The 18189-nt window shown below is 69.9% G+C and carries 15 protein-coding genes and 5 pseudogenes; 12 read left to right on the forward strand and 8 right to left on the reverse strand.

Translation table 11 applies throughout. The features are described 5' to 3' along the window. Nucleotides 1-45 precede the first annotated feature (45 nt). Complete coding sequence (locus tag AC6F7H_RS00920) at nucleotides 46-366, forward strand: STAS domain-containing protein (RefSeq protein WP_500754584.1); 321 nt, start codon at nucleotides 46-48, stop codon at nucleotides 364-366. Nucleotides 367-473: 107 nt separating this feature from the next. Here the strand turns inward: AC6F7H_RS00920 and AC6F7H_RS00925 are convergent, their stop codons facing one another. Continuing rightward, nucleotides 474-671 carry a hypothetical protein gene (locus AC6F7H_RS00925; RefSeq protein ID WP_500754585.1) on the reverse strand — a complete coding sequence of 66 codons (198 nt, stop codon included), beginning with the start codon at nucleotides 669-671 and terminating at the stop codon, nucleotides 474-476. A 47-nt stretch (nucleotides 672-718) separates the two neighbouring features. Beyond that, nucleotides 719-922, reverse strand: a complete 204-nt coding sequence (locus AC6F7H_RS00930) for a cold-shock protein (RefSeq protein ID WP_363045333.1) — start codon at nucleotides 920-922, stop codon at nucleotides 719-721. Between the two features lie 549 nt (nucleotides 923-1471). Between AC6F7H_RS00930 and AC6F7H_RS00935 the strand changes: the two genes are divergently transcribed. Further along, nucleotides 1472-1741, forward strand: coding sequence for a hypothetical protein (locus AC6F7H_RS00935; protein ID WP_500762186.1), 270 nt, complete (start codon nucleotides 1472-1474; stop codon nucleotides 1739-1741). Nucleotides 1742-1787: 46 nt separating this feature from the next. Here the strand turns inward: AC6F7H_RS00935 and AC6F7H_RS00940 are convergent. Further along, a pseudogene (locus tag AC6F7H_RS00940) lies at nucleotides 1788-2544 on the reverse strand (IS6 family transposase); the annotation flags it as partial. A 94-nt stretch (nucleotides 2545-2638) separates the two neighbouring features. Continuing rightward, complete coding sequence (locus tag AC6F7H_RS00945; protein WP_500754586.1) at nucleotides 2639-3802, reverse strand: carboxylate-amine ligase; 1164 nt, start codon at nucleotides 3800-3802, stop codon at nucleotides 2639-2641. 717 nt (nucleotides 3803-4519) lie between these two features. Between AC6F7H_RS00945 and AC6F7H_RS00950 the strand changes: the two are divergent. Beyond that, nucleotides 4520-4964 (forward strand): annotated as a pseudogene (locus AC6F7H_RS00950) (IS6 family transposase); the annotation flags it as partial. A gap of 191 nt (nucleotides 4965-5155) precedes the next feature. Here the strand turns inward: AC6F7H_RS00950 and AC6F7H_RS00955 are convergent. Then, nucleotides 5156-5392, reverse strand: a complete 237-nt coding sequence (locus AC6F7H_RS00955) for a hypothetical protein (protein ID WP_500754587.1) — start codon at nucleotides 5390-5392, stop codon at nucleotides 5156-5158. A 44-nt stretch (nucleotides 5393-5436) separates the two neighbouring features. Further along, entirely contained in the window at nucleotides 5437-6564 is a 1128-nt protein-coding gene (locus AC6F7H_RS00960; RefSeq protein WP_500754588.1) for an inorganic phosphate transporter, read from the reverse strand. 694 nt (nucleotides 6565-7258) lie between these two features. Between AC6F7H_RS00960 and AC6F7H_RS00965 the strand changes: the two genes are divergently transcribed. Continuing rightward, nucleotides 7259-8086 carry an HARBI1 family protein gene (locus AC6F7H_RS00965; RefSeq protein WP_500754589.1) on the forward strand — a complete coding sequence of 276 codons (828 nt, stop codon included), beginning with the start codon at nucleotides 7259-7261 and terminating at the stop codon, nucleotides 8084-8086. Between the two features lie 478 nt (nucleotides 8087-8564). Here the strand turns inward: AC6F7H_RS00965 and AC6F7H_RS00970 are convergent, their stop codons facing one another. After that, complete coding sequence (locus AC6F7H_RS00970; protein WP_500754591.1) at nucleotides 8565-9155, reverse strand: cadmium resistance transporter; 591 nt, start codon at nucleotides 9153-9155, stop codon at nucleotides 8565-8567. Nucleotides 9156-9517: 362 nt separating this feature from the next. Here AC6F7H_RS00970 and AC6F7H_RS00975 point away from each other — a divergent pair, with 362 nt between their 5' ends. After that, nucleotides 9518-10615: an IS630 family transposase gene (locus AC6F7H_RS00975; RefSeq protein ID WP_500754592.1), complete on the forward strand. Its 1098-nt coding sequence runs from the start codon at nucleotides 9518-9520 to the stop codon at nucleotides 10613-10615. A gap of 39 nt (nucleotides 10616-10654) precedes the next feature. Here the strand turns inward: AC6F7H_RS00975 and AC6F7H_RS00980 are convergent, their stop codons facing one another. After that, nucleotides 10655-11185 carry a GNAT family N-acetyltransferase gene (locus AC6F7H_RS00980; RefSeq protein ID WP_500754593.1) on the reverse strand — a complete coding sequence of 177 codons (531 nt, stop codon included), beginning with the start codon at nucleotides 11183-11185 and terminating at the stop codon, nucleotides 10655-10657. A 483-nt stretch (nucleotides 11186-11668) separates the two neighbouring features. On the opposite strand from AC6F7H_RS00980, the gene AC6F7H_RS00985 reads away from it, so the two are divergent. The 7 genes and pseudogenes from AC6F7H_RS00985 to AC6F7H_RS01015 form a co-directional block, all read left to right on the forward strand. Then, nucleotides 11669-11950 (forward strand): FmdB family zinc ribbon protein, encoded by a 282-nt coding sequence (locus AC6F7H_RS00985; RefSeq protein ID WP_112469573.1) that lies wholly within the window; start codon nucleotides 11669-11671, stop codon nucleotides 11948-11950. 21 nt (nucleotides 11951-11971) lie between these two features. Further along, entirely contained in the window at nucleotides 11972-13216 is a 1245-nt protein-coding gene (fmdA, locus tag AC6F7H_RS00990) for a formamidase (protein WP_500754594.1), read from the forward strand. Nucleotides 13217-13677: 461 nt separating this feature from the next. Next, nucleotides 13678-14531 (forward strand): annotated as a pseudogene (locus AC6F7H_RS00995) (IS5 family transposase). Further along, on the forward strand, nucleotides 14528-14926 hold the full coding sequence (locus tag AC6F7H_RS01000) for a hypothetical protein (protein ID WP_500754595.1): 399 nt from the start codon (nucleotides 14528-14530) through the stop codon (nucleotides 14924-14926). Before AC6F7H_RS00995 ends, AC6F7H_RS01000 begins: the two are co-directional and overlap by 4 nt. Before the next feature lie 233 nt (nucleotides 14927-15159). Beyond that, nucleotides 15160-15639, forward strand: a pseudogene (locus AC6F7H_RS01005) (transposase); the annotation flags it as partial. Nucleotides 15640-15778: 139 nt separating this feature from the next. Next, nucleotides 15779-16903 carry an ISAs1 family transposase gene (locus tag AC6F7H_RS01010; RefSeq protein ID WP_500754596.1) on the forward strand — a complete coding sequence of 375 codons (1125 nt, stop codon included), beginning with the start codon at nucleotides 15779-15781 and terminating at the stop codon, nucleotides 16901-16903. 26 nt (nucleotides 16904-16929) lie between these two features. Further along, nucleotides 16930-17292, forward strand: a pseudogene (locus tag AC6F7H_RS01015) (transposase); the annotation flags it as partial. Nucleotides 17293-18189 lie beyond the last annotated feature (897 nt).

Raw genomic sequence — 18189 nt, forward strand, 5'->3', positions numbered from 1 at the left:
GGCACGGCCCGCTCGGCGACGCGCGCAGGGGGTGCGGTGTACGACATGATCCAGGTGGAATCCCACGCCACCGGGCCCGGCAGCTGCCGGGTGACCGTGGCCGGGGACCTCGACGTGTGCACCGCCCCCACCGTTCGCGAAGCCCTCCGCGACGCCGTGAGCCGTCATGAGCGGGTGGATGTGGACTGTGCCGGACTGTCCTTCTGCGACTGCTCCGGACTGTCCGCGCTGCTGGCCGCCGCCCGCGCGGCGAAGGCCGCCGGGGCCGAGTTGCGGTTGTGCGCGGTCCCGCACCTCCTGGCCCGGCTGCTGCGGCTCTCCCACACCGGCAGCGCCTTCAAGATCGAGCAGCCGAGCGTACGGTGAAGCCATGGCGGGCCCCGTCGTGCGCCGGTGCCGGCACTGCCGCCGGTCGCTGAAGGCGACCGCCCGCAGCGACGCCCGGTTCTGAGCGTCGGCTCGGGGGGTGTCCGTCAAGGACCGTTGAGGTAGGCCGCGGTCAGCCCCTCCGGCGGGCGGCCGGGGCAGACGCCGCGCCGTGGGCTGCGACCGCGTCGCAGCCGGGGCGGGCGTACCCACTCCAGGAAGCGGACGGAGGCGTGGCGGGAGCGGGCCAGCAGCATCGGGGCAGGGGTGGTGCGCTCGGCGTCGGGGTGAGCGCGGCCCGACACAAAGGCCCGGCACTGCGGAGGGTGCCGGGCCTGTTCGGGCGCTGGGGTCAGACGACGCGGATGTTCTCCGCCTGGGGGCCCTTCTGGCCTTGGGTGAGGTCGAACTCCACGTGCTGGCCCTCCTGCAGTTCGCGGTAGCCCTGCCCGGTGATGTTGGAGTAGTGGGCGAAGACGTCCGGGCCGCCGCCCTCCTGCGCGATGAAGCCGAAGCCCTTCTCCGCGTTGAACCACTTCACGGTGCCCCTGGCCATGCCTGTCTCCTTCGAGGGGGTTCGGGCCCGCACGGTGCTGCGGGTCCGGAGGTGATCGCCTGGTCCGGAGCGGGCTGCACAGCAATGCGCCCGCGGGCGAGGTGACCGCGGGCGAACGACTTCGGAACCACGACTGCTCTGTGGATCACGCTAGTCCCTTTGCGGGGACATCGCAGGCCGAAACCCCGCCGGCCCCGTCGTGCGCCGGCGTCGGCATTGCCGCCGGCTGCTGAAGGCGACCGCCCGCAGCGACGCCCGGTTCTGAGCGTCGGCTCGGGGGGTGTCCGTCAAGGACTGTTGAGGTAGGCCGCGGTCAGCCCCTCCGGCGGGCGGCCAGGCCGGAGGCGGCGCCGTGGGCTGCGACCGTGTCGGCGCCGGGGCGGGCGTACCCGCTCCAGGGAGCGGACTTGGGCCAGTCGGCGACCGGCTCCAGGACCCCAACCGCGGAATTGTCTGATCAGCAGCGTCCCTGATCCCTTCGGGCGACTCCACTGCACAGCCTGCGTGCCTGATCAGTGGGTGCTCGTGGTTCCCGACAGGATGACAGGCATGGGCCGATGGGTGTACGAGTTCACGGGTTGTCCCGACTCGGGGGACTACCAGCAGATCGCGGATGATGAAGAGCCGGGCGATGTGGTGCTGCGTGAACGCCCGAGCGGTCTGGGCATCGTGGACGGGTTCGTACGGGAGAGCGTCGACGACCTGATGAGGGTGGCCCGCTTCCGGTGGGTGACCAGCGGAGACCCGTCCACGGTGGCGCCGGCGGTGCTGCAGGTGTCCGGGCGGCGCTGTCACGTTGTGGGGCGGGTGAGTGTCTGATGGCGTCGTCGGGGCGTGGTGGGCTTGCGGTCCGGGCCCGGGGGCAGGCCGTGGTGGGTAGGCCGGCAGCGCCGGTGATCTGCTCCCAGACGGCGAAGCGGACGGTCATCTCGGCTCGGTAGTCGGGTGCGGTCATCCGGTGGCGGCGGGGCCGGACGTGCGGTGAGATGCCGCCGAAGGCGGACAGGAAGCGTTGTGCTGCGCCGGCGGAGCAAAAGCCCTTCATCGCCCGTTCGCGCTGCCGGGTGGGTTGGTGGCTGTTCTCGGCCCGGTGGTTCAGGCCCTTATGGGAGCGGTGCCCGGCCGAGGGCATCACCTCGCGGCGGGTCGCGCCGGAGGAGCGGAGCTGGTCGGTGGCCAGCACCCCGGGGCACCCGGCGCTGCTTCTTCAGCAGCTCGGCCAGGAACCGCTGGGCGGCCCTGGCGTCGCGCCTCGACCGGCGCAGGATGCCCAGCACGGTGCCGTGCCGGTCCACCGCCCGCCACCGGTACGTCAGCTCTCCGTTGATCCTCACGAAGACCTCGTTCAGGTGCCACGTGTCCCCCGGCCCGGGTCGGCGGTGGCGCAGGCCCTCGGCGTAGGCCTGCCCGAACGTGGCGCACCAGCGGTGGATCGTCGCGTAGGACACGAGCACGCCGCGCCCGGGCAGCGGCCCCCCGGCCTCGCGGCAGCCGAACGGAAAGCGGACGTACCGCCCCACGCGGTGCGCGATCACCTCCGCCGGGGACCGGTGGCGCTGGTACGGCGGCGGCGCGGACGACCCGAGCGAGTCCCTCCCCGGCACGAGCAACCACGAGATCATCCCAGGCCGGTCGGCCCACGTGACCACGCCGTCGGACGGCCTCGCCGGTGGCAGGCGGGCAAGCGGGCCGGACCTGGCGCAACGGCCGGCGTCGTCAGGTTCCGGCCCCGTCGGCGACCGGGCCGGCCCGGCCACCGCGGGGGGTGCCGGTCGGCGCGGCGGCCCGCGGGACGGGCGCGCCGCGGGTCTCGGCGACCAGCAGGGCGACACCGGCGAGCAGGTCCTCGTCCTCGGCCGCCCGCCGCAGCCGGTGCGCGGCACTGCCGTCGGCCAGCGCCCGCGCGAGCAGTTCGTGCACGTTCTCCCAGTCGCCGGACGCTTCCAGCGCCGGGTGCAGCCGGGCCGCCAGGCCGTGCAGCACCACGCGGGCGGGGGCGGCGCGCCGGGCGACCGGGTCGACCAGCGCGCCTTCCAGGCCCGAGCGGGCGGCCCGCCAGGTGGCGGCCCGCAGCCACTCGTGGTGGCCGTCGCACCGGGGGCCGTCCCCGCGGGCCAGCCGGTCGCACGCGTCGTGGACCAGCGCCCGGAAGAGCCCCGCGACCAGCACGACCGTCTCCACCCGCGGGCAGGCGTCGCAGATCCGCAGCTCCAGCGTGTGCTGGTGCGCGGAGGGCCGTACGTCGTGGTAGACCATGCCGGGGTCGCTGATGACGCCCGAGCCGATCAGCTCCCCCAGCGCCGCGTCGTAGTCGGCGGCGTCCGTGTAGTGGCCGGCCGGCCCGGCGGTGGGCCAGCGCTGCCACAGCATCGTGCGCCAGCTCGCGTAGCCGGTGTCCGCGCCGAGCCAGAACGGTGAGCTGGCGGACAGCGCCAGCAGCGGCGGCAGCCAGGGCGAGACCAGGCACATGGCGCGCACGGCGGTGTCCCGGTCGGGTACGTCGACGTGCACCTGCGCGCTGCAGACGAGCTGCTCGTCGGCGACCCTGCGGTACTCGTCGGCCATGTGCCGGTAGCGGCGCCCGGCGGTGACAGTGCGGGAGCTCGGCCGGGCCAGCGGCACGGTGCCGGCGGCCACCGACGCCAGGCCCAGCGAGGAGGCCGCCGCGTCCAGCCGGCGCCGGGAGCCGGCCAGGTCCGCGTGGAGGGCGTCGAGGGTGCCGTGGACGCCGCTGTTGCTCTCCACGGTCGACTGCTGCAGCTCGGTGGTGAACCCGGGCCCGTCCAGCCGGTCCAGCACGGCGCGGGCGCGCGGCACCAGCCGGCCGCTCTCCGCGTCCAGCACGTGGAACTCTTCCTCCGCCCCGATGCGCAGCGTCACGTTCTTTCCTTGCCCGGGTGGTCACTGGGCCGTCGCGTCCGCGTCCCGCTGGAAACCTCGCGGCTCCGGGGCTTCGAGTGCCCAGCCCGAAACCTTTACAAGCCTTTCGCCCTCTGCGTCGCGCGGCCGGCCGGGCCCGCCGGCCGCGCGTCCGGTGTCCCCGCGCGGGTCAGTGCCGGGAACGTTCGGTCGGGACCGGGGAAGAATCCGTGGCGGCCCGGCGGGCGCGATGCCGGGATGGCCCGATGGGGGACCGGAGGTCGGTGATCGTGGACCGAGGCAGGTATCGGGACGCGGTGACACCGTGGGAGGAACGGGGCACTGTCCCGTTGGCTGGCGGTGGGGGAGGGCCTTCGGGTCGATCGTGCCGTGTCGGGGGCTGCTCATGTCGTCCGTGCCGCCGTCGTGCCAGGGGCCCCGGTCCCCGGTAAAGACCCTCCCCCTGCGTGGGGCGGTACGTCCGCTTTCCGTTCGGCTGCCGCGAGGCCGGGGGGCCGCTGCCCGGGCGCGGCGTGCTCGTCTCTCACGAGACGGTCCGGTGCTGGTGTGTGAAGTGCGGGCAGGGCTACACGTGTCATGCCATCGCTGGCTGCGCGGGCCCCCCGGGCTCTGTCCGCTCGGTGGCGACCTGCCGGCCCTGGTCGCGTGCGGCGCGGTTCCGCTCGATGTGCTGGTGTTCGGCGCGCTGGCGTGCGGCCTGTTCACGGGTGATCACTTCGGTGGCGGGCCGTCGACCAGGACGGCAATGTCCTGGACATCCTCGTGCAGAGTCGCCGGGACACGGCCGCCGCCCGGCGGTTCTTCCGCCGCCTGCTGCAGAAGACACGTGCGGTGCCGCGGGTGGTCGTCGCCGACAGGCTGCGCTCCTACGGCGCCGCCCACCGTGAGGTCATGCCCTCCGTCGAGCACCGTCAGTCGAAGTACCTCAACAACCGGGCGGAGAACAGCCACCAGCCCACCCGGCAGCGGGAACGCGCGAGGAAAGGCTTCTGCTCCGTCGGGCGCAGCACAACGCTTCCTGTCCGCGTTCAGCGGCATCTCACCGCACGTCCGGCCCCGCCGCCACCGGATGACCGCCTCCGGCTACCGAGCCGAGATGACCGTCCGCTTCGCCGTCTGGGACCAGATCACCGGTGTTGCCGCCATGCCCACCGAGGCCTGAACATCGGTCCGGGGCGCGGGCCCGCCATGCCCCGACGCGCCGTCAGGGGTTCAGGCACCCAACAACGTGACAGCACCCTCCGACGCTGCTCAGTTCTTCAGTCCGCCTTCGACACCTGCTGGCGCCGCCACTCTCCCGGGCCCGGTGTGCGGCACCTCGCGCACCGGGCGAGTGAGGTGACCGGAGCAGGTTCAGACGGGAACGATCAGATCGATCCCGTAGGCCGCGACCGCGAGGCAGGTGGCGAAGCACAGCACGGCCGTGGCGGCCGCCACCTTCCGCTGGCCCCTGGGCACGTCGGGGGCGGGCTCTCCGTGTCCGGCGCGATCCCATGCGGCCAGGCCGAGCGAGAACATCACGATCACCACCACCGCGACCCCGAGGCTGACGCCGAAGACCCCGGCAGGAGCGCCCCAGTCGATGTCCATCCCGTATCCCCTTCCTCGGCGAAGGGCCGCCCCGCCGGGCCGGCTCAGGCGGCCGACCTGACGGCGGGTTCCGGCACCTCGTTGACGTTCTCCGCACTCACCGGACGGCGGCGCGAGAGTATGTAGAAGGCTGCCGCGGCAGCCAGCGCGACGCCCGCCACCAGCGCCACCCCGGCGTCGCCCTGGTCGGCCACCCACGCCGCCATGCCTCCCACGGCGGCCGCGGCCGGCAGTGTCAGCAGCCAGGACACCGCGATCCGCCCGGCGATGCCCCAGCGCACGTGTGCCAGCCTGCGGCCCAGCCCTGCGCCGAGGATGCTGCCCGTGCACACCTGGGTGGTCGACAGCGCGAACCCCATGTGCGACGAGGCCAGGATCACGGCGGTCGCGCTGGTCTCGGCGGCGAAGCCCTGCGGGGCCTGGATGTCGGTGAGCCCCTTGCCCATGGTCCGGATGATCCGCCAGCCGCCCATGTAGGTGCCCAGGGAGATCGTAAGCCCCGCGCTCAGCACCACCCACCAGGGCGGCCCCGCGCCATGGGCGAGCACCCCGCTCGAGATGAGTGCGAGGGTGATGACCCCCATCGTCTTCTGGGCGTCGTTGGTGCCGTGCGCCAGCGCCACCAAGGACGCCGACCCGATCTGTCCCGTGCGAAAGCCCTTCCCGACGGCGCGGCGCGATGTCCCCCGGGTGATCACATAGGCGAGGTAGGTGGCCAGCAGCGCAATCACGCAGGCCACCACCGGTGAGGCAACCGCAGGGATCACGATCTTCTCGATGATCGCGCCGAAGCGCACCGCGGAACCCCCGGCCCCCACCCACACTGCGCCGATCAGCCCGCCGAACAAGGCGTGGGACGAGCTGGAGGGCAGCCCGAGGAGCCAGGTGACCAGATTCCACAGGATCGCCCCGATCAGCCCGGCGAAGATCATCACTGGAGACACTTCGCTGTCCTGGACTATGCCGCCCGAGATCGTCTTGGCCACTTCCGTGGAGAGGAAGGCTCCGGCCAGATTGAGCACCCCCGCGACGGCGACGGCAACCCGGGGGCTCAGCGCCCCGGTGGCGATCGAGGTGGCCATCGAGTTGGCGGTGTCGTGGAACCCGTTGGTGAAGTCGAAGGCCAGGGCGGTGAGGATCACGGCCACGAGCAGGAAGGAGACAGATGCCATCCCGGTCCTCCACGTCGAGGGCGGTTTGGCCGCGCGCACTGAAACGTGTGTGCGAACCGCCGTCCCTCCCACGCTAAGCGCCCCTCCGAATGGCCGCCAACGCGACGGCGCGGGCCGGTCGCTGGCGGCCGACTGCAGTCAGTGCCGTGCCGGACTCAGCGACGGGCGTGGGTAGTACGACGACCTCGGAGCCGCGACGCATTGCCGTGGTCCACCTGGGTTCGCACCGTACCCAGGGGACAAGGATCCTGCCGAGTGGATGCCGCCCGCCAAGGACCACGTATGCGCCTACGCTGCCGACTGGATCGCCTCACGACACGGGTGGAAGTTGACCGCTGGCCGACCGAGATCAGGCCCGAAACTCACCCGCAGGTAGGTACTACCTGTAGTACCTACCTTCAGACCCCGTCGCCGACCGACCTCACCGGTCTGTGCAGCACCTCGTGCTGCACAGACACGACGTCCTGCTGCTCCTGGTGGTGAGGGGTGCAAGACGCGTGCTGCAAGTCTGCTGAGGAGTGCAGCGCAGTAATCGCACGACCCAGACGGCACACTGAGCCTTTCCCGGTAACCGGTCGTCGCTCACTGTGATCGCCGGGCTGTGCTGCGTCCTGTAGACCCCAACTCCGGGCAGTCGCAAGGCCCCTGGTAGGAACGATCTTGCGACAGAAAAGATCCGACCGAGGGGCCTCACGTGCCGACCAGTGTCACATACACCGCCGTGCTCGATGTCCGCTGGTCCACCGCCGAGCACCTGGCCCGGCCGCTGCGGGACCACCGTTCGACGATCGGTACCCGCCGGGGACGACGCGCGCTGGGCTGCTTCCGGCAGGCCGTGCTCATCCTGCGCTGGTTCATCGACGGCACCCGTCTTGCCCAACTCGCCTGCGACAACGGCCTGTCGTCCTCCACTGCCTACCGCTACCTGCACGAGGGGCTGACCGTCCTGGCGGCCGGAGCGCCGGATCTGGCCACCGCGCTGGAGCGGGCCAAGGCGGCCAGCCTGACCCATCTCAACCTGGACGGCACGGTCATCCGCACCGACCGGGTCGCGGCCCCGGGCCCCCACGGGGCGGACCTGTGGTGGTCCGGGAAGCATCGGCACCACGGTGGGAACGTGCAGGTCATCGCCACTCCGGACGGCTGGCCGATCTGGGTCTCGCCGGTCCGCCCGGGCCGGGAGCACGACACCACCTGCGCCCGCCACCACGGGCTGGTCGACGCCCTGGGCCGCATCGCGGCCGAGCTGGACATGCCGACCCTGGTCGACCTCGGCTACGAGAACGCCGGCGACGGCTTCCGCCACCCGCACAAGAAGCCTGTCGGCGGTGAGCTGACCGAGGAGCAACAGACCTACAACAAGGTCATCCGTGGCATCCACGGCATCTGTGAACGCGCCAACTCCCTGCTCAAGACGACCTTCAAGGCCCTGCGCAGAGTCAGCCTCGACCCCGGCCAGATCACGAAGATCGCCGCCGCGGCCCTCGTCCTGCTCCAGCTCGAGTACGACCGCACCATCTGAACGATCACACACCGTCATGATCCGTTACTGGGAAAGGCTCACTGGTGCTGCACGGGTAGCAAGGCTGGCCTCACCGTGCAGCAGACGGCGCGTTGCCGGTGCGGAGCTGGGAGGCGTCCTCGGCAGGTGTCGTGTCTCTCACGTGGTGCACAGGGCTTGATCAAGTTCCGTAGGTGTCGAGGTTGTTGGTGATGCCCACTTGCCGCAGGTTCGGGAGGCCCGGGCGTGGTGTTGCGCGTCGGCCGGGCGTGCTTGCCCGGCCATTGCAGCGGCCGGGCCGCGGGGAAGGAGGGGCGGAAGCCGGCGGTACCTCGGGTCGGACCGACTGTGCCCCAAAGGGGTGCCACAGGGGAGTGGTCGGTGCAGGCCGGGCCGGTAGCGAGACCTTGACCGCGCAGGTCAGGCGCCGGTTTCCTGTGACAGCGGAGGTTGAGCCTGTGCCGTCGAAGTTTGAGCGGCCGACGCCGGCGACGTCGGCTCAGAGCCCGAAGGCGCCCCCCTCGATGAGGAGGAACAAGCCGATCGCGATGAGGACCACCGGGAGCAGGAGGTCGCCCCAGCGGCCGAAGGCCTGGGCGAGGGCCGGGCGGGTGGCGAGGAACCGGCCCGCATAGCACCACACCGCGAGCAGGACGAGGAAGACGACGGCGTAGGCGCTCACGGCGCCGATGCCGGCGGTGGCGAAGACGGGCACATAGGCGCCGAGGTTGTCGCCGCCGTTGGCGACGGTGAGGAGGACGACCTCCAGCAGGCTCGGGCCGGCCCCCTTCCTCGCGCCGTCGGTCTCGTCGGCATCGTCCCGGTGGTTCCTCCAGGCCTGCCGGGCTGCTTTGAGGCCGAGGGCGAGCGGCAGGAGGCCGAGGTAGGCGATGACCGCCGTGGGCAGGAGGGTCCCGCTGAGCGCGGCGGCGAGGATGGCGGCGAACCCGAGGTACTGGCCGAGCACGATGCGGCGGGTCGAGCCGCGGTGTTTGGCGCCCTGGGCGAAGAGCACGGACAAAAGCAGGAGGTCGTCGAGGTTGGTGACGGCGAACAGGCCGACCGCCTGCCCGAGGATGCCCAGGTGCACGTGACCAGCTCGCTCTGCTCGTACCGCAACGACGCGGTGACCCTATGGGGGACGGCACGCCACACCGCGAAAGCCGCGAGGAACGTCGCGCTCAAAGTCCACTGTCGCGGGACAGCCAGGCCAGTGCCGGACGGGCGACCCTGGTGCAAGTTGTAGGGCAACCTCAGTCCGGGACGCCGACGGCGACCGGGGCCAGGCGGCGGGTGCCGAAGGCCGGCGGTTCCCCGAGGCGGACTGCTGCAGAGGGCGCTGTGGGGACCTCTCACGGCATCTAGTGGCTCGTCACGCAGCCTTGGCCGGGTAATCAACCCGCTGTTCGTCGGGCAGCAGACTGTCTCCAAGACCTGATCTTGGAGGTGGTCGTGGGACGTCGACCAAGCGTGTTCGTCCGGCCGGTGAGCATGGAGGAGGGCCGGAAGCTGCAGCGGATCAGCCGGACCGCGAAGGACCCGGTGAAACTCCGCCGGGCGATCGTGGTGCTGATGTCCGCCCAGGGCCAGACGGTCAAGGACATCACCGTGCTGATGCAGGCCGGCGAGGACTACGTCCGCGATGTCATCCACGCCTTCAACGAGCGAGGGCTGGACGCGCTGGACCCAAAATGGAGCGGGGGACGCCCCCAGACGATCAGTGACCAGGTGCGTGAGCGCATCTGCCTGATCGCCCGGACGTCCCCCGCCGACTGGAAGATCACCGCGTTCTCCACCTGGAGCCTGAGCAAGCTCGCCGAGCACCTGGTCAAGCAGAAGGTGACCGCGGCCATCAGCCGGGAGACGCTGCGCCGGATCCTGCACGCCGGCAAGGTCTCCTGGCAGACCACCACCACGTGGAAGGCGTCCACCGACCCGGAGTTCATCGCCAAGATGCACCGCATCCTGGCGCTGTACGACACCCCGCCCGCCGACGGGCGGGTGATATGCGTCGATGAGTTCGGGCCGCTGAACCTGATGCCCCGCAAGGGCAAGGCGTGGGGGCCGGTGCGGCGTCCGCGCCGGCTGCGGGCCACCTACAACCGGTACAACGGCGTAATGCACATGCTCGCCGCCCTCGATCTGGCCACCGGCAAGTTGTACTACCGCATCCGCCCGCGCAAGCGGTGGCGCGAGTTCCTCGACCTGCTCATGGTCCTGCGCGCCCGCTGGCCCGGTCAGAAGCTGTATGTGGTGCTGGACAACTTCTCCCCGCACAAGCATGCCAAGGTCCGCGCCTGGGCGGTCGGCAACGACGTCGAGCTGGTCTTCCTGCCGACCTACGGCTCCTGGCTGAACTGGATCGAGGCCGAGTTCGCCGCCCTGCGCTACTTCGCCCTCAACGGCACCGACCACCGCAGCCACGACGAGCAGAACGCCGCCATCGCCGCCTACGTCCGCTGGCGTAATGCCCGTGCCGAGCCGAAGACCATCTTCGCTCCTGACTCACCCATCCGGACCTGGACCCGGTATCCGACCCGCGCTGCCTGAGCACCCGTAGGAGGTTCAGAGGCAGTGTTTTGCTCGCCCCTATCGGGCGAGGGGCGACTTGTCGGTCGCAGCCGGACCGCGGGCCAACACGCGGGTGGTGGTGCCGTCGTCCTCTTTGATGTCCCGGACATGCTCGAAACCGATTCTGCCCAGCAGAGTCAGTGAGGCCTCGTTCGATGCAGCTACGGTGGCATACACCCTGGTCAATCCGAGAGTATCCAAGCCATAGGCGACGATGGCCTCAGCCAGCTCAGTCCCTAGGCCGGACCCCCATGCCGTCGGCGCCAAAGCGTAGATGATCTCGTGGCCTCCGACGACGTCGGTCAGCTTGATCTCGGCATGCCCGACCAGGAGTCCGTTGCGACGAACAGCCCAGACATCGAACAGGTCCTGGGCATAGACCTTCGTGAAGATCCGCCCGAACAGGGCCCGGTCTGTTGCTTCGGAAGCAGGGCCGTCACCCATCCACTGCGACACCCTGGTGTCCTGGAACAGAGCGACGAAGCCCTCTTCGTCCTCGGGGACGTACGGCTCCAGAAGCAGCCGCTCGGTGCGCAGAGTCGGGGTCACAGATGGCGACGCTACCCACGCAACATCCGTGTCGGCAAACCACTTTCGCCTGCGCGGACATCGCTTTTCTCGTCGCCATGCCCCACATCGCCCAGCGCTGCAGGCCGAGCTGTCATGAGGGGCCATTTACACGGTCAACTATCCGAGCTGAGCCACTAGGTGTCACGTCGCGACGGCGCGAGGCAGCGGGAAGGCCTCCCGTTCATCGAACAGCGTGCGTGTCGTGAGGCAGTGCCAGAGCTGACCGATCATGCGGTTGAAGAGATGCCGGAGGGCCTGCGAGTGCCGGCCTGTCGAACACAGCGTGACCCCCATCTGCGCGCCGCCATACCCAACGGAGTTACCCCACACCGAGTCGTTCAGCTACACCGCTGAACGATCATTATGCTCAAACCACCACGAATTGCTTCAGCGGTAGTGGGGAAGTTCGGCCAGCGCCATCACACCCCCGGTCCGCCCCGAATGTGACGCGGAGGCTCTCACATGGCGAGGTACGACTACGCGTGCGGGCAGTGTGGCGTGTTCGAGGTCGTCCGCCCGATCGACGCCCCGGTACATGAGCCGACGTGCGCCACATGCGGCGGAGCGGCGACGCGTGTATACGCCCCGCCCGCCATCACCTCGCCCCACTCCGCCCTGCGACGGGCGCGCGACGCTGCCGAGGCCAGCGCGCACGAGCCGACGGTGCTACACCGCATGCCCGCACCTCCCCGTCGTCATGCTCATCCGCCGAATCCACTGCACGCACGCCTCCCGAGGCCGTGACCCACAGGCAAGGAACGACAGATGCCCGAAGTGCTCTTCAGCGTCGACCAGTCCCGGTCGTTCTACGACCAGGCAGTCCCGCCGCACAACCGCTGGCACCCCGACATCCCGCCGGTGGCGACCGTTCGGCCCGGCGCCGAGTTCCGCCTCGAATGCCGGGAGTGGTTCGACGGGACGGTTCACAACGACGACTCCGCCAACGACATCCGCGACCTCGATCTCTCGATGGTCCATCCTCTGAGCGGACCGATCGCCGTCGAGGGTGCGCAGCCCGGTGACCTGCTGGTGGTCGACATCCTCGACATCGGTCCCGTCCCGCAGGAGACCGGGCCGGTCGCCGGCCAAGGCTGGGGCTACACGGGCATCTTTGCCAAGTCCAACGGCGGCGGTTTCCTCACCGAGCACTTCCCGGACGCGTACAAGGCGGTCTGGGACTTCCACGGGCAGATCGCGACCTCCCGCCACCTGCCCGGCGTGCGCTTCACCGGCATCACCCACCCAGGCATCATCGGCACCGCCCCGTCGCACGACCTGCTCGGTCAGTGGAACGCCCGGGAGGCCGAGCTCATCGCGACCGATCCCAACCGAGTGCCCCCGCTCGCGTTGCCGCCGGATTCGCAAAGGGCAATCCTCGGCACGCTGGAAGGCGACGCATTCGAGCGCGCTGCACGGGAGGCGGCACGAACCGCGCCGCCACGCGAGAACGGCGGCAACCAGGACATCAAGAACCTCACCCGTGGCGCCCGGATCTTCATGCCGGTGTATGTCGAGGGTGGCAAACTGTCCGTCGGTGACCTGCACTTCAGCCAGGGCGACGGCGAGATCACCTTCTGCGGCGCAATCGAGATGGGCGGCTACCTCGATCTCGGCGTCGACCTCATCAAGGGCGGCATGCAGACCTACGGGGTGACGACGAACCCCGTGTTCTACCCCGGCAACGTCGAGCCGCGCTACAGCGAGTTCCTCACCTTCGTCGGCATCTCCGTCGACGAAGACGGCCGCCAGCGCTACCTCGACTCACACGTCGCCTATCGGCGGGCCTGCCTGAACGCGATCGAGTACCTGACCAAGTTCGGCTACTCACCTGAGCAGGCCTACCTGCTTCTCGGAGCCGCCCCGATCGAAGGCCGCTTCAGCGGCGTGGTCGACATCCCCAACTCCTGCGCCACGCTCTATCTGCCCACCGCCATCTTCGACTTCGACATCCGCCCGTCCGGCGACGGGCCACAGCGCGCCGATCGGGGAAGCTGCGCCCGCACAAGCTAGCTGGGCTTTCCAGACACCCGGCATCCGAGGTGCACCCGAAGCAGCGGAACCCAGCTGCTTCGGGTGCCCCCTGGTAGACAGCCGACGAGTGACGTTTTCTCAGCGAAATGCTCTACGCGAAGCGGCATGAACCGCTGCATGCGTGAGCAGGCCGGACGGACACCCGTGCCTTCGACACCCTCGTGCGGAGCGTTCGGGCCCTGGGCGAGCGCACCGCTGCCGAGCTCAAGCAGCGTCGGCGCACGCTGCAGCACGTCACCCTCAGCCCCAGCCGAACCGACGACATCACCCGCGCCGCCCTCGCCCTCAACGGAATCTGGAAGTGGCCATCGTTGAGAAAACCTCATTGGAGCCCTGAGAGGGCGTTAAGTCCCGTTCCAGATGATCTGGTGTCGCCCGTTCGTGGGTGATGGGACGGTTCCACCCTCGTGTCATGTCGTGTGCATGATGGGGTCGCGGGCATGGAACGGATGCCGTACGCAACCGCCTTGACCGAAGAACAGTGGTCGCTGATCGAACCGCTGGTCACCGCGTGGAAGCAGGACAGGGTGGCGCGGTCGGCGACCGGAGACCCGGGCTCCTGCGACCTGCGGGAGGTCGTGAACGCGATCTTCTACCAGAACCGGACGGGCTGCCAGTGGCGGCTCCTGCCACATGACCTCCCGGCCTGGTCGGCGGTGTTCTACTACTTCACCCTGTGGCGCAAGGACGGCCTCGACCAGCGGATCCAGGAGATCCTGCGCTGCCAGGTGCGGGAGCGGGCCCGGCGATGAGAGGACCCGTCCCTGGTGATCATCGACACCCAGTCCGTCCGCGTGGCGGCCGGGGTGCCGAAGGAGACGACGGGACTGGACGCGAACAAGAAGACGCCCGGCCGCAAGCGGGGGCTCGCCGTGGACGTCATGGGCCTGATCATCGGCGTGGTGGTCCTGGCCGCGAGCGCGCACGACAACGAGGCCGGCATCGCCCTGCTGGACCAGGCGGCCGAACGATGCGGGATACGCCTGGAGAAGGCCCTGGTCGACCAGGGCTTCAAGGACGCCGTGATCATCCACGGAGCGGTGAAGGACATCACCGTCGAGGTGGTCCGGCGCAACCCCGACGACCGCGGCAAGGGCTTCGTCCCGCAACCGAAACGGTGGATCGTCGAGCAGGTCAACGGCACCCTCATGCTCCACCGCCGCCTCGCCCGCGACTATGACCACCGGCCCGACAACGCCGCCTCCCGCGTCTACTGGGCCTCCACCGCCGGCATGCTCCGCCGCCTCACCACCCCACCCCCGCCTGGCGCGCCGCGGTGGAGCTGGCCGCGTGAACGTCTCCGAACTCCTGCGGCTGCTGCAGACCGAACACGACGAGACCGCAGCCCGCGCCGACAACCTGCGCGAGCAGATCGAGCAGCTCACCACCGCCCTCGCCGAAACCGAGGCCCGCCTGGCCGAGCTCGCCGCCACCCGCAAGGTCATCGACGGCCTCGCCCCGCCCGACTACGAAACGGCCTCCGCGGAGACCGCCACCGTCTACCAGCGCATCGTGACTGCCTTCAGCGAACACCCCGATAAGGTGTTCCGCGTCCGCGATCTGCACGAACACCTCGGCCTGCTCACCGACGAGCCCTCGATCAACGTCACCCGCTCCCGCCTGGGACGACTCGTCCGCCAGGGATTCCTCGAGCAGCCCGGACGTGGCCGCTACCAGAAACGGACTTAACGCCCTCTCAGAGGGCGTTTACGTAGGCTTGTTCCGAAAAGCGGCTTTCATGGCTAACCCGTTTTGTGGTGGTCCGAGCTGGATGCGGCCTTCACCTCCTCTCGCCACTCGGGGTCCGTCATCCGTTTCGCTCGCATCTGCCGCTGGAAATCCGTTTGGTTTGAAGATGCGGCAGAACCTCCCGATGATCAGCGGAACGACACCTTCCGGCCCTCGCGTTCCCACGCTACGGCGTGAGCCAGCGGAAGCCGTACCCCAGCGACCTGTCCGACGCCCGATGGGCCCTGATCGAACCGACGTTGACGGCATGGCGAAAGGCCCGGCTCGACCGCAGGCCGACCGGTCAGCCGGCCAAAGTCGAATTGCGCGACGTGTTCGACGCGATTCTCTACGTGAACCGGACGGGAATCCCCTGGAAGTACCTGCCGCACGACTTCCCGAACCACGGCACTGTCTACGCCTACTACGCCGCCTGGCGCGACGAGGGAATTCTCGCCCTGCTCAACTACGACCTGACCGGGCTGGCCCGCGTGAAGGAGGGGCGCAAGCCCGATCCGACTGGCTCCGTGATCGACACCCAGAGCGTGAAGACCTCCACCAACGTGCCCGTGACCAGCCAGGGAACCGATGCCGCGAAGAAGATCGTCGGCCGGAAACGTGGCATCCTCACCGACACGCTCGGCCTCCTCCTCGCCGTGACCGTCACCGCCGCGAGCCCAGGGCTCCGGCAAAGTCGTTTGGTAGCCCTGTGACGTGTGGTTTTGCGGGTGGGTGAGGTGCGCGGGCGTGTTCCGGTCCGGTTGGATGGAGGTTCCTACGCCTTCCGTCCGACCAGGGAACAACGCCCGCGCCATGCCATCGTCTCGCATCTGCGTGCCTGTTCGCACGCCCGTCCCGGAGCGCGAGCTCCTCGTCGACCTGCTCGGCCGGATGCCCGATCCGCGCCGCCGGCGCGGGGTCCGTCACCCGGTGAGTGCTCTGATCGCGGTCGCGGTGTGCGCGGTGATGGCCGGAGCGCGGGGTTTCACGGCGATCGGGGAGTGGGCCCGGGACGCCGGAGCGGTAGCCGTGAAACAGCTGGGCCTGGTGCGAGGCTCGGTGGACGAGTCGACGCTGCGGCGCCTGTTCGCGAGGCTGGACGCGGACCGCCTCGACGCGCTCCTGGGGACATGGGCGGCGACGAGGGCCTCGCTGGTCGCGGGCCGGCGGGTCATCGCGATCGACGGCAAGACCGTCCGGGGCGCACGCGGCGGTGACGCCCCGGCCCCACATCTGGTCGCCGCGCTCGCGCACGGTTCGGGAGCGGTACTGGGCCAAGTCGCCGTGCGCGAGAAGAGCAACGAGATCCCCGCGGCCAGAGAACTGCTGGATGCCCTCGACCTGGACGGGGCGGTGGTCACGATGGACGCGCTGCACACCCAGCACGCCACCGCGGCACTCGTGACCGAGGCCGGCGCCGACTACGTCCTGACCGTGAAGGCCAATCAGAAGTCGTTGTACGCACGGCTCAAGGCTCTGCCCTGGGCCCGGATACCTGCTGTCACCAGAACGGACCGCGGACACGGGCGCCGCGCCACCCGAACGATCAAGGCCGTCGCCGTCCCCGCCTGGATCGACTTCACCGGGGCCGCGCAGGTCGCCCAGCTGCGGCGCACCGTCACCAGGAAGGGCACACGGACGGTCGAGATCGTCTACCTGATCACCAGCGCGGACGCCCGCACCGCGCCCCCGGAGCTGCTGGCCACATGGGTGCAGTCGCACTGGGAGATCGAGAACCGCCTGCACTGGGTCCGCGACGTCACCTTCGACGAGGACCGCTCCCAGGTCCGCACCGGCAACGCACCCCGCGTCATGGCAGGCATCCGCAACACCGCGATCACCCTCCTCCGCCTCCACGGCCACCAGAACATCGCCGCCGCCCTACGACACCACGCCCGCGACACCGACCGCCCCGTCAGCCTTCTCCTGACCGCATGACCGACGACTTTGCCGGAGCCCTGGCCGCGAGCCTCTCCGAGAACGCCCTGGGAATACGCCTCCTCGACCAGGCCAAGAAGACCTACCCGACCATAGCCAAGAGCTGGGTCGACACCGGCTTCAAGAAGGCCGTCGTCGAGCACGGCGCGCGGCTCGGAATCGACGTCGAAGTCGTCGGCAGAAACCCCGGAGTTCGCGGTTTTCACGTAGTGAAAAGACGCTGGGTGGTGGAGCGGAGTATTGGTTGGATCATGATGCACCGCCGGCTCGCCCGCGACTACGAGACTCTCACCGCCAGCTCCGAAGCCATGATCCACATCGCCTCGATCGACAACCTCGCCAAGCGCATAACGGACGAGGCCACGCCAACCTGGCGAGGAACCTACTAGGCCATAAGTGGCATTCCGCCTACGCTAAACGCCCTCTCAGAGGCCCACACTTCACCACGCAGACCCGCTCTCTTCCCCCCCATCCTCCGTCGAAGCGGCACCCGGTCAAGGGCCTGACGGGCACATACCGGCGGCCGGGCCGATGATTAGCCACCTCCCTCACGCCCTCGTACCGTGGCACCTGCATCCCCCGTCCGGCTGCACCCCGTTCTCCCTAGCCCCTGCCACCGAGGAGGAGCGGCCGGTGAAGCGCACGCAGGACGACAAGTGGGCGGCCAACCTGCGCCCGGAGCAGGACCCGGCCTCGGCGGGGACGGGTGGGGTTTTGCCGGCTGTGTCGGTTCGGGCGTTGCGGGGGCCGGCGGCGGGGTGGGGAAGCTCATCACTCGGCAGGTGAGGTCGGCGGTGGACGTGTTGGGGGTGCGGGAGCGTGCGGTGTGGCGGTGGCCGGCCGCCGCCGGACAGGACGGGGCCGCGGCCCGGGCGCCGGGGGAGCGGGCAGGGCTTGCCGGTGGTGAGCGCGAGGCCCCAAAAGCCCTGCCTTCCCTGTCCTGCGTGATGCATCAGTGCTCGCCGGTTTCTTGCGACCTCGTGGGTCGAGTCGGCAGAAACCGACGTGAGTGCAGCGTTGCTTACCGATCCATGACGTTGATCAGCCGGGTGGGGACAAGCGGGCCGTCGGCGGGATGTACTGCCGTTGTTGCTGCGTACCGGGAAGCCCGGTGCGCTTTCTCTGCCCTGGGGGTTCATGATCATGGGTATCGTCCGGAAGCCGGCCGGGAGACGGGTGCGGCGCACCCTGGCGGTGTGTGCTGTGGCGGTGGTTGTCGGGACGCTGAGTGCGGCGCCGGCGAACGCCACGTCGTCCGGAAAGAAGGGGCCGTCCGTATCGACATC

It is taken from the genome of Streptomyces sp. MMS24-W38 (genome assembly GCF_059889265.1).

Bases quoted from the DNA above. Each gene is read 5' to 3' on its own strand.
- AC6F7H_RS00960 (WP_500754588.1), bottom strand. From the start codon at position 6,564: ATGGCATCTGTCTCCTTCCTGCTCGTGGCCGTGATCCTCACCGCCCTG.
- AC6F7H_RS00985 (WP_112469573.1), top strand. From the start codon at position 11,669: ATGGCGAGGTACGACTACGCGTGCGGGCAGTGTGGCGTGTTCGAGGTC.
- AC6F7H_RS00935 (WP_500762186.1), top strand. From the start codon at position 1,472: ATGGGCCGATGGGTGTACGAGTTCACGGGTTGTCCCGACTCGGGGGAC.
- AC6F7H_RS00920 (WP_500754584.1), top strand. From the start codon at position 46: ATGATCCAGGTGGAATCCCACGCCACCGGGCCCGGCAGCTGCCGGGTG.
- AC6F7H_RS00930 (WP_363045333.1), bottom strand. From the start codon at position 922: ATGGCCAGGGGCACCGTGAAGTGGTTCAACGCGGAGAAGGGCTTCGGC.
- fmdA (WP_500754594.1), top strand. From the start codon at position 11,972: ATGCCCGAAGTGCTCTTCAGCGTCGACCAGTCCCGGTCGTTCTACGAC.
- AC6F7H_RS01010 (WP_500754596.1), top strand. From the start codon at position 15,779: ATGCCATCGTCTCGCATCTGCGTGCCTGTTCGCACGCCCGTCCCGGAG.
- AC6F7H_RS00955 (WP_500754587.1), bottom strand. From the start codon at position 5,392: ATGGACATCGACTGGGGCGCTCCTGCCGGGGTCTTCGGCGTCAGCCTC.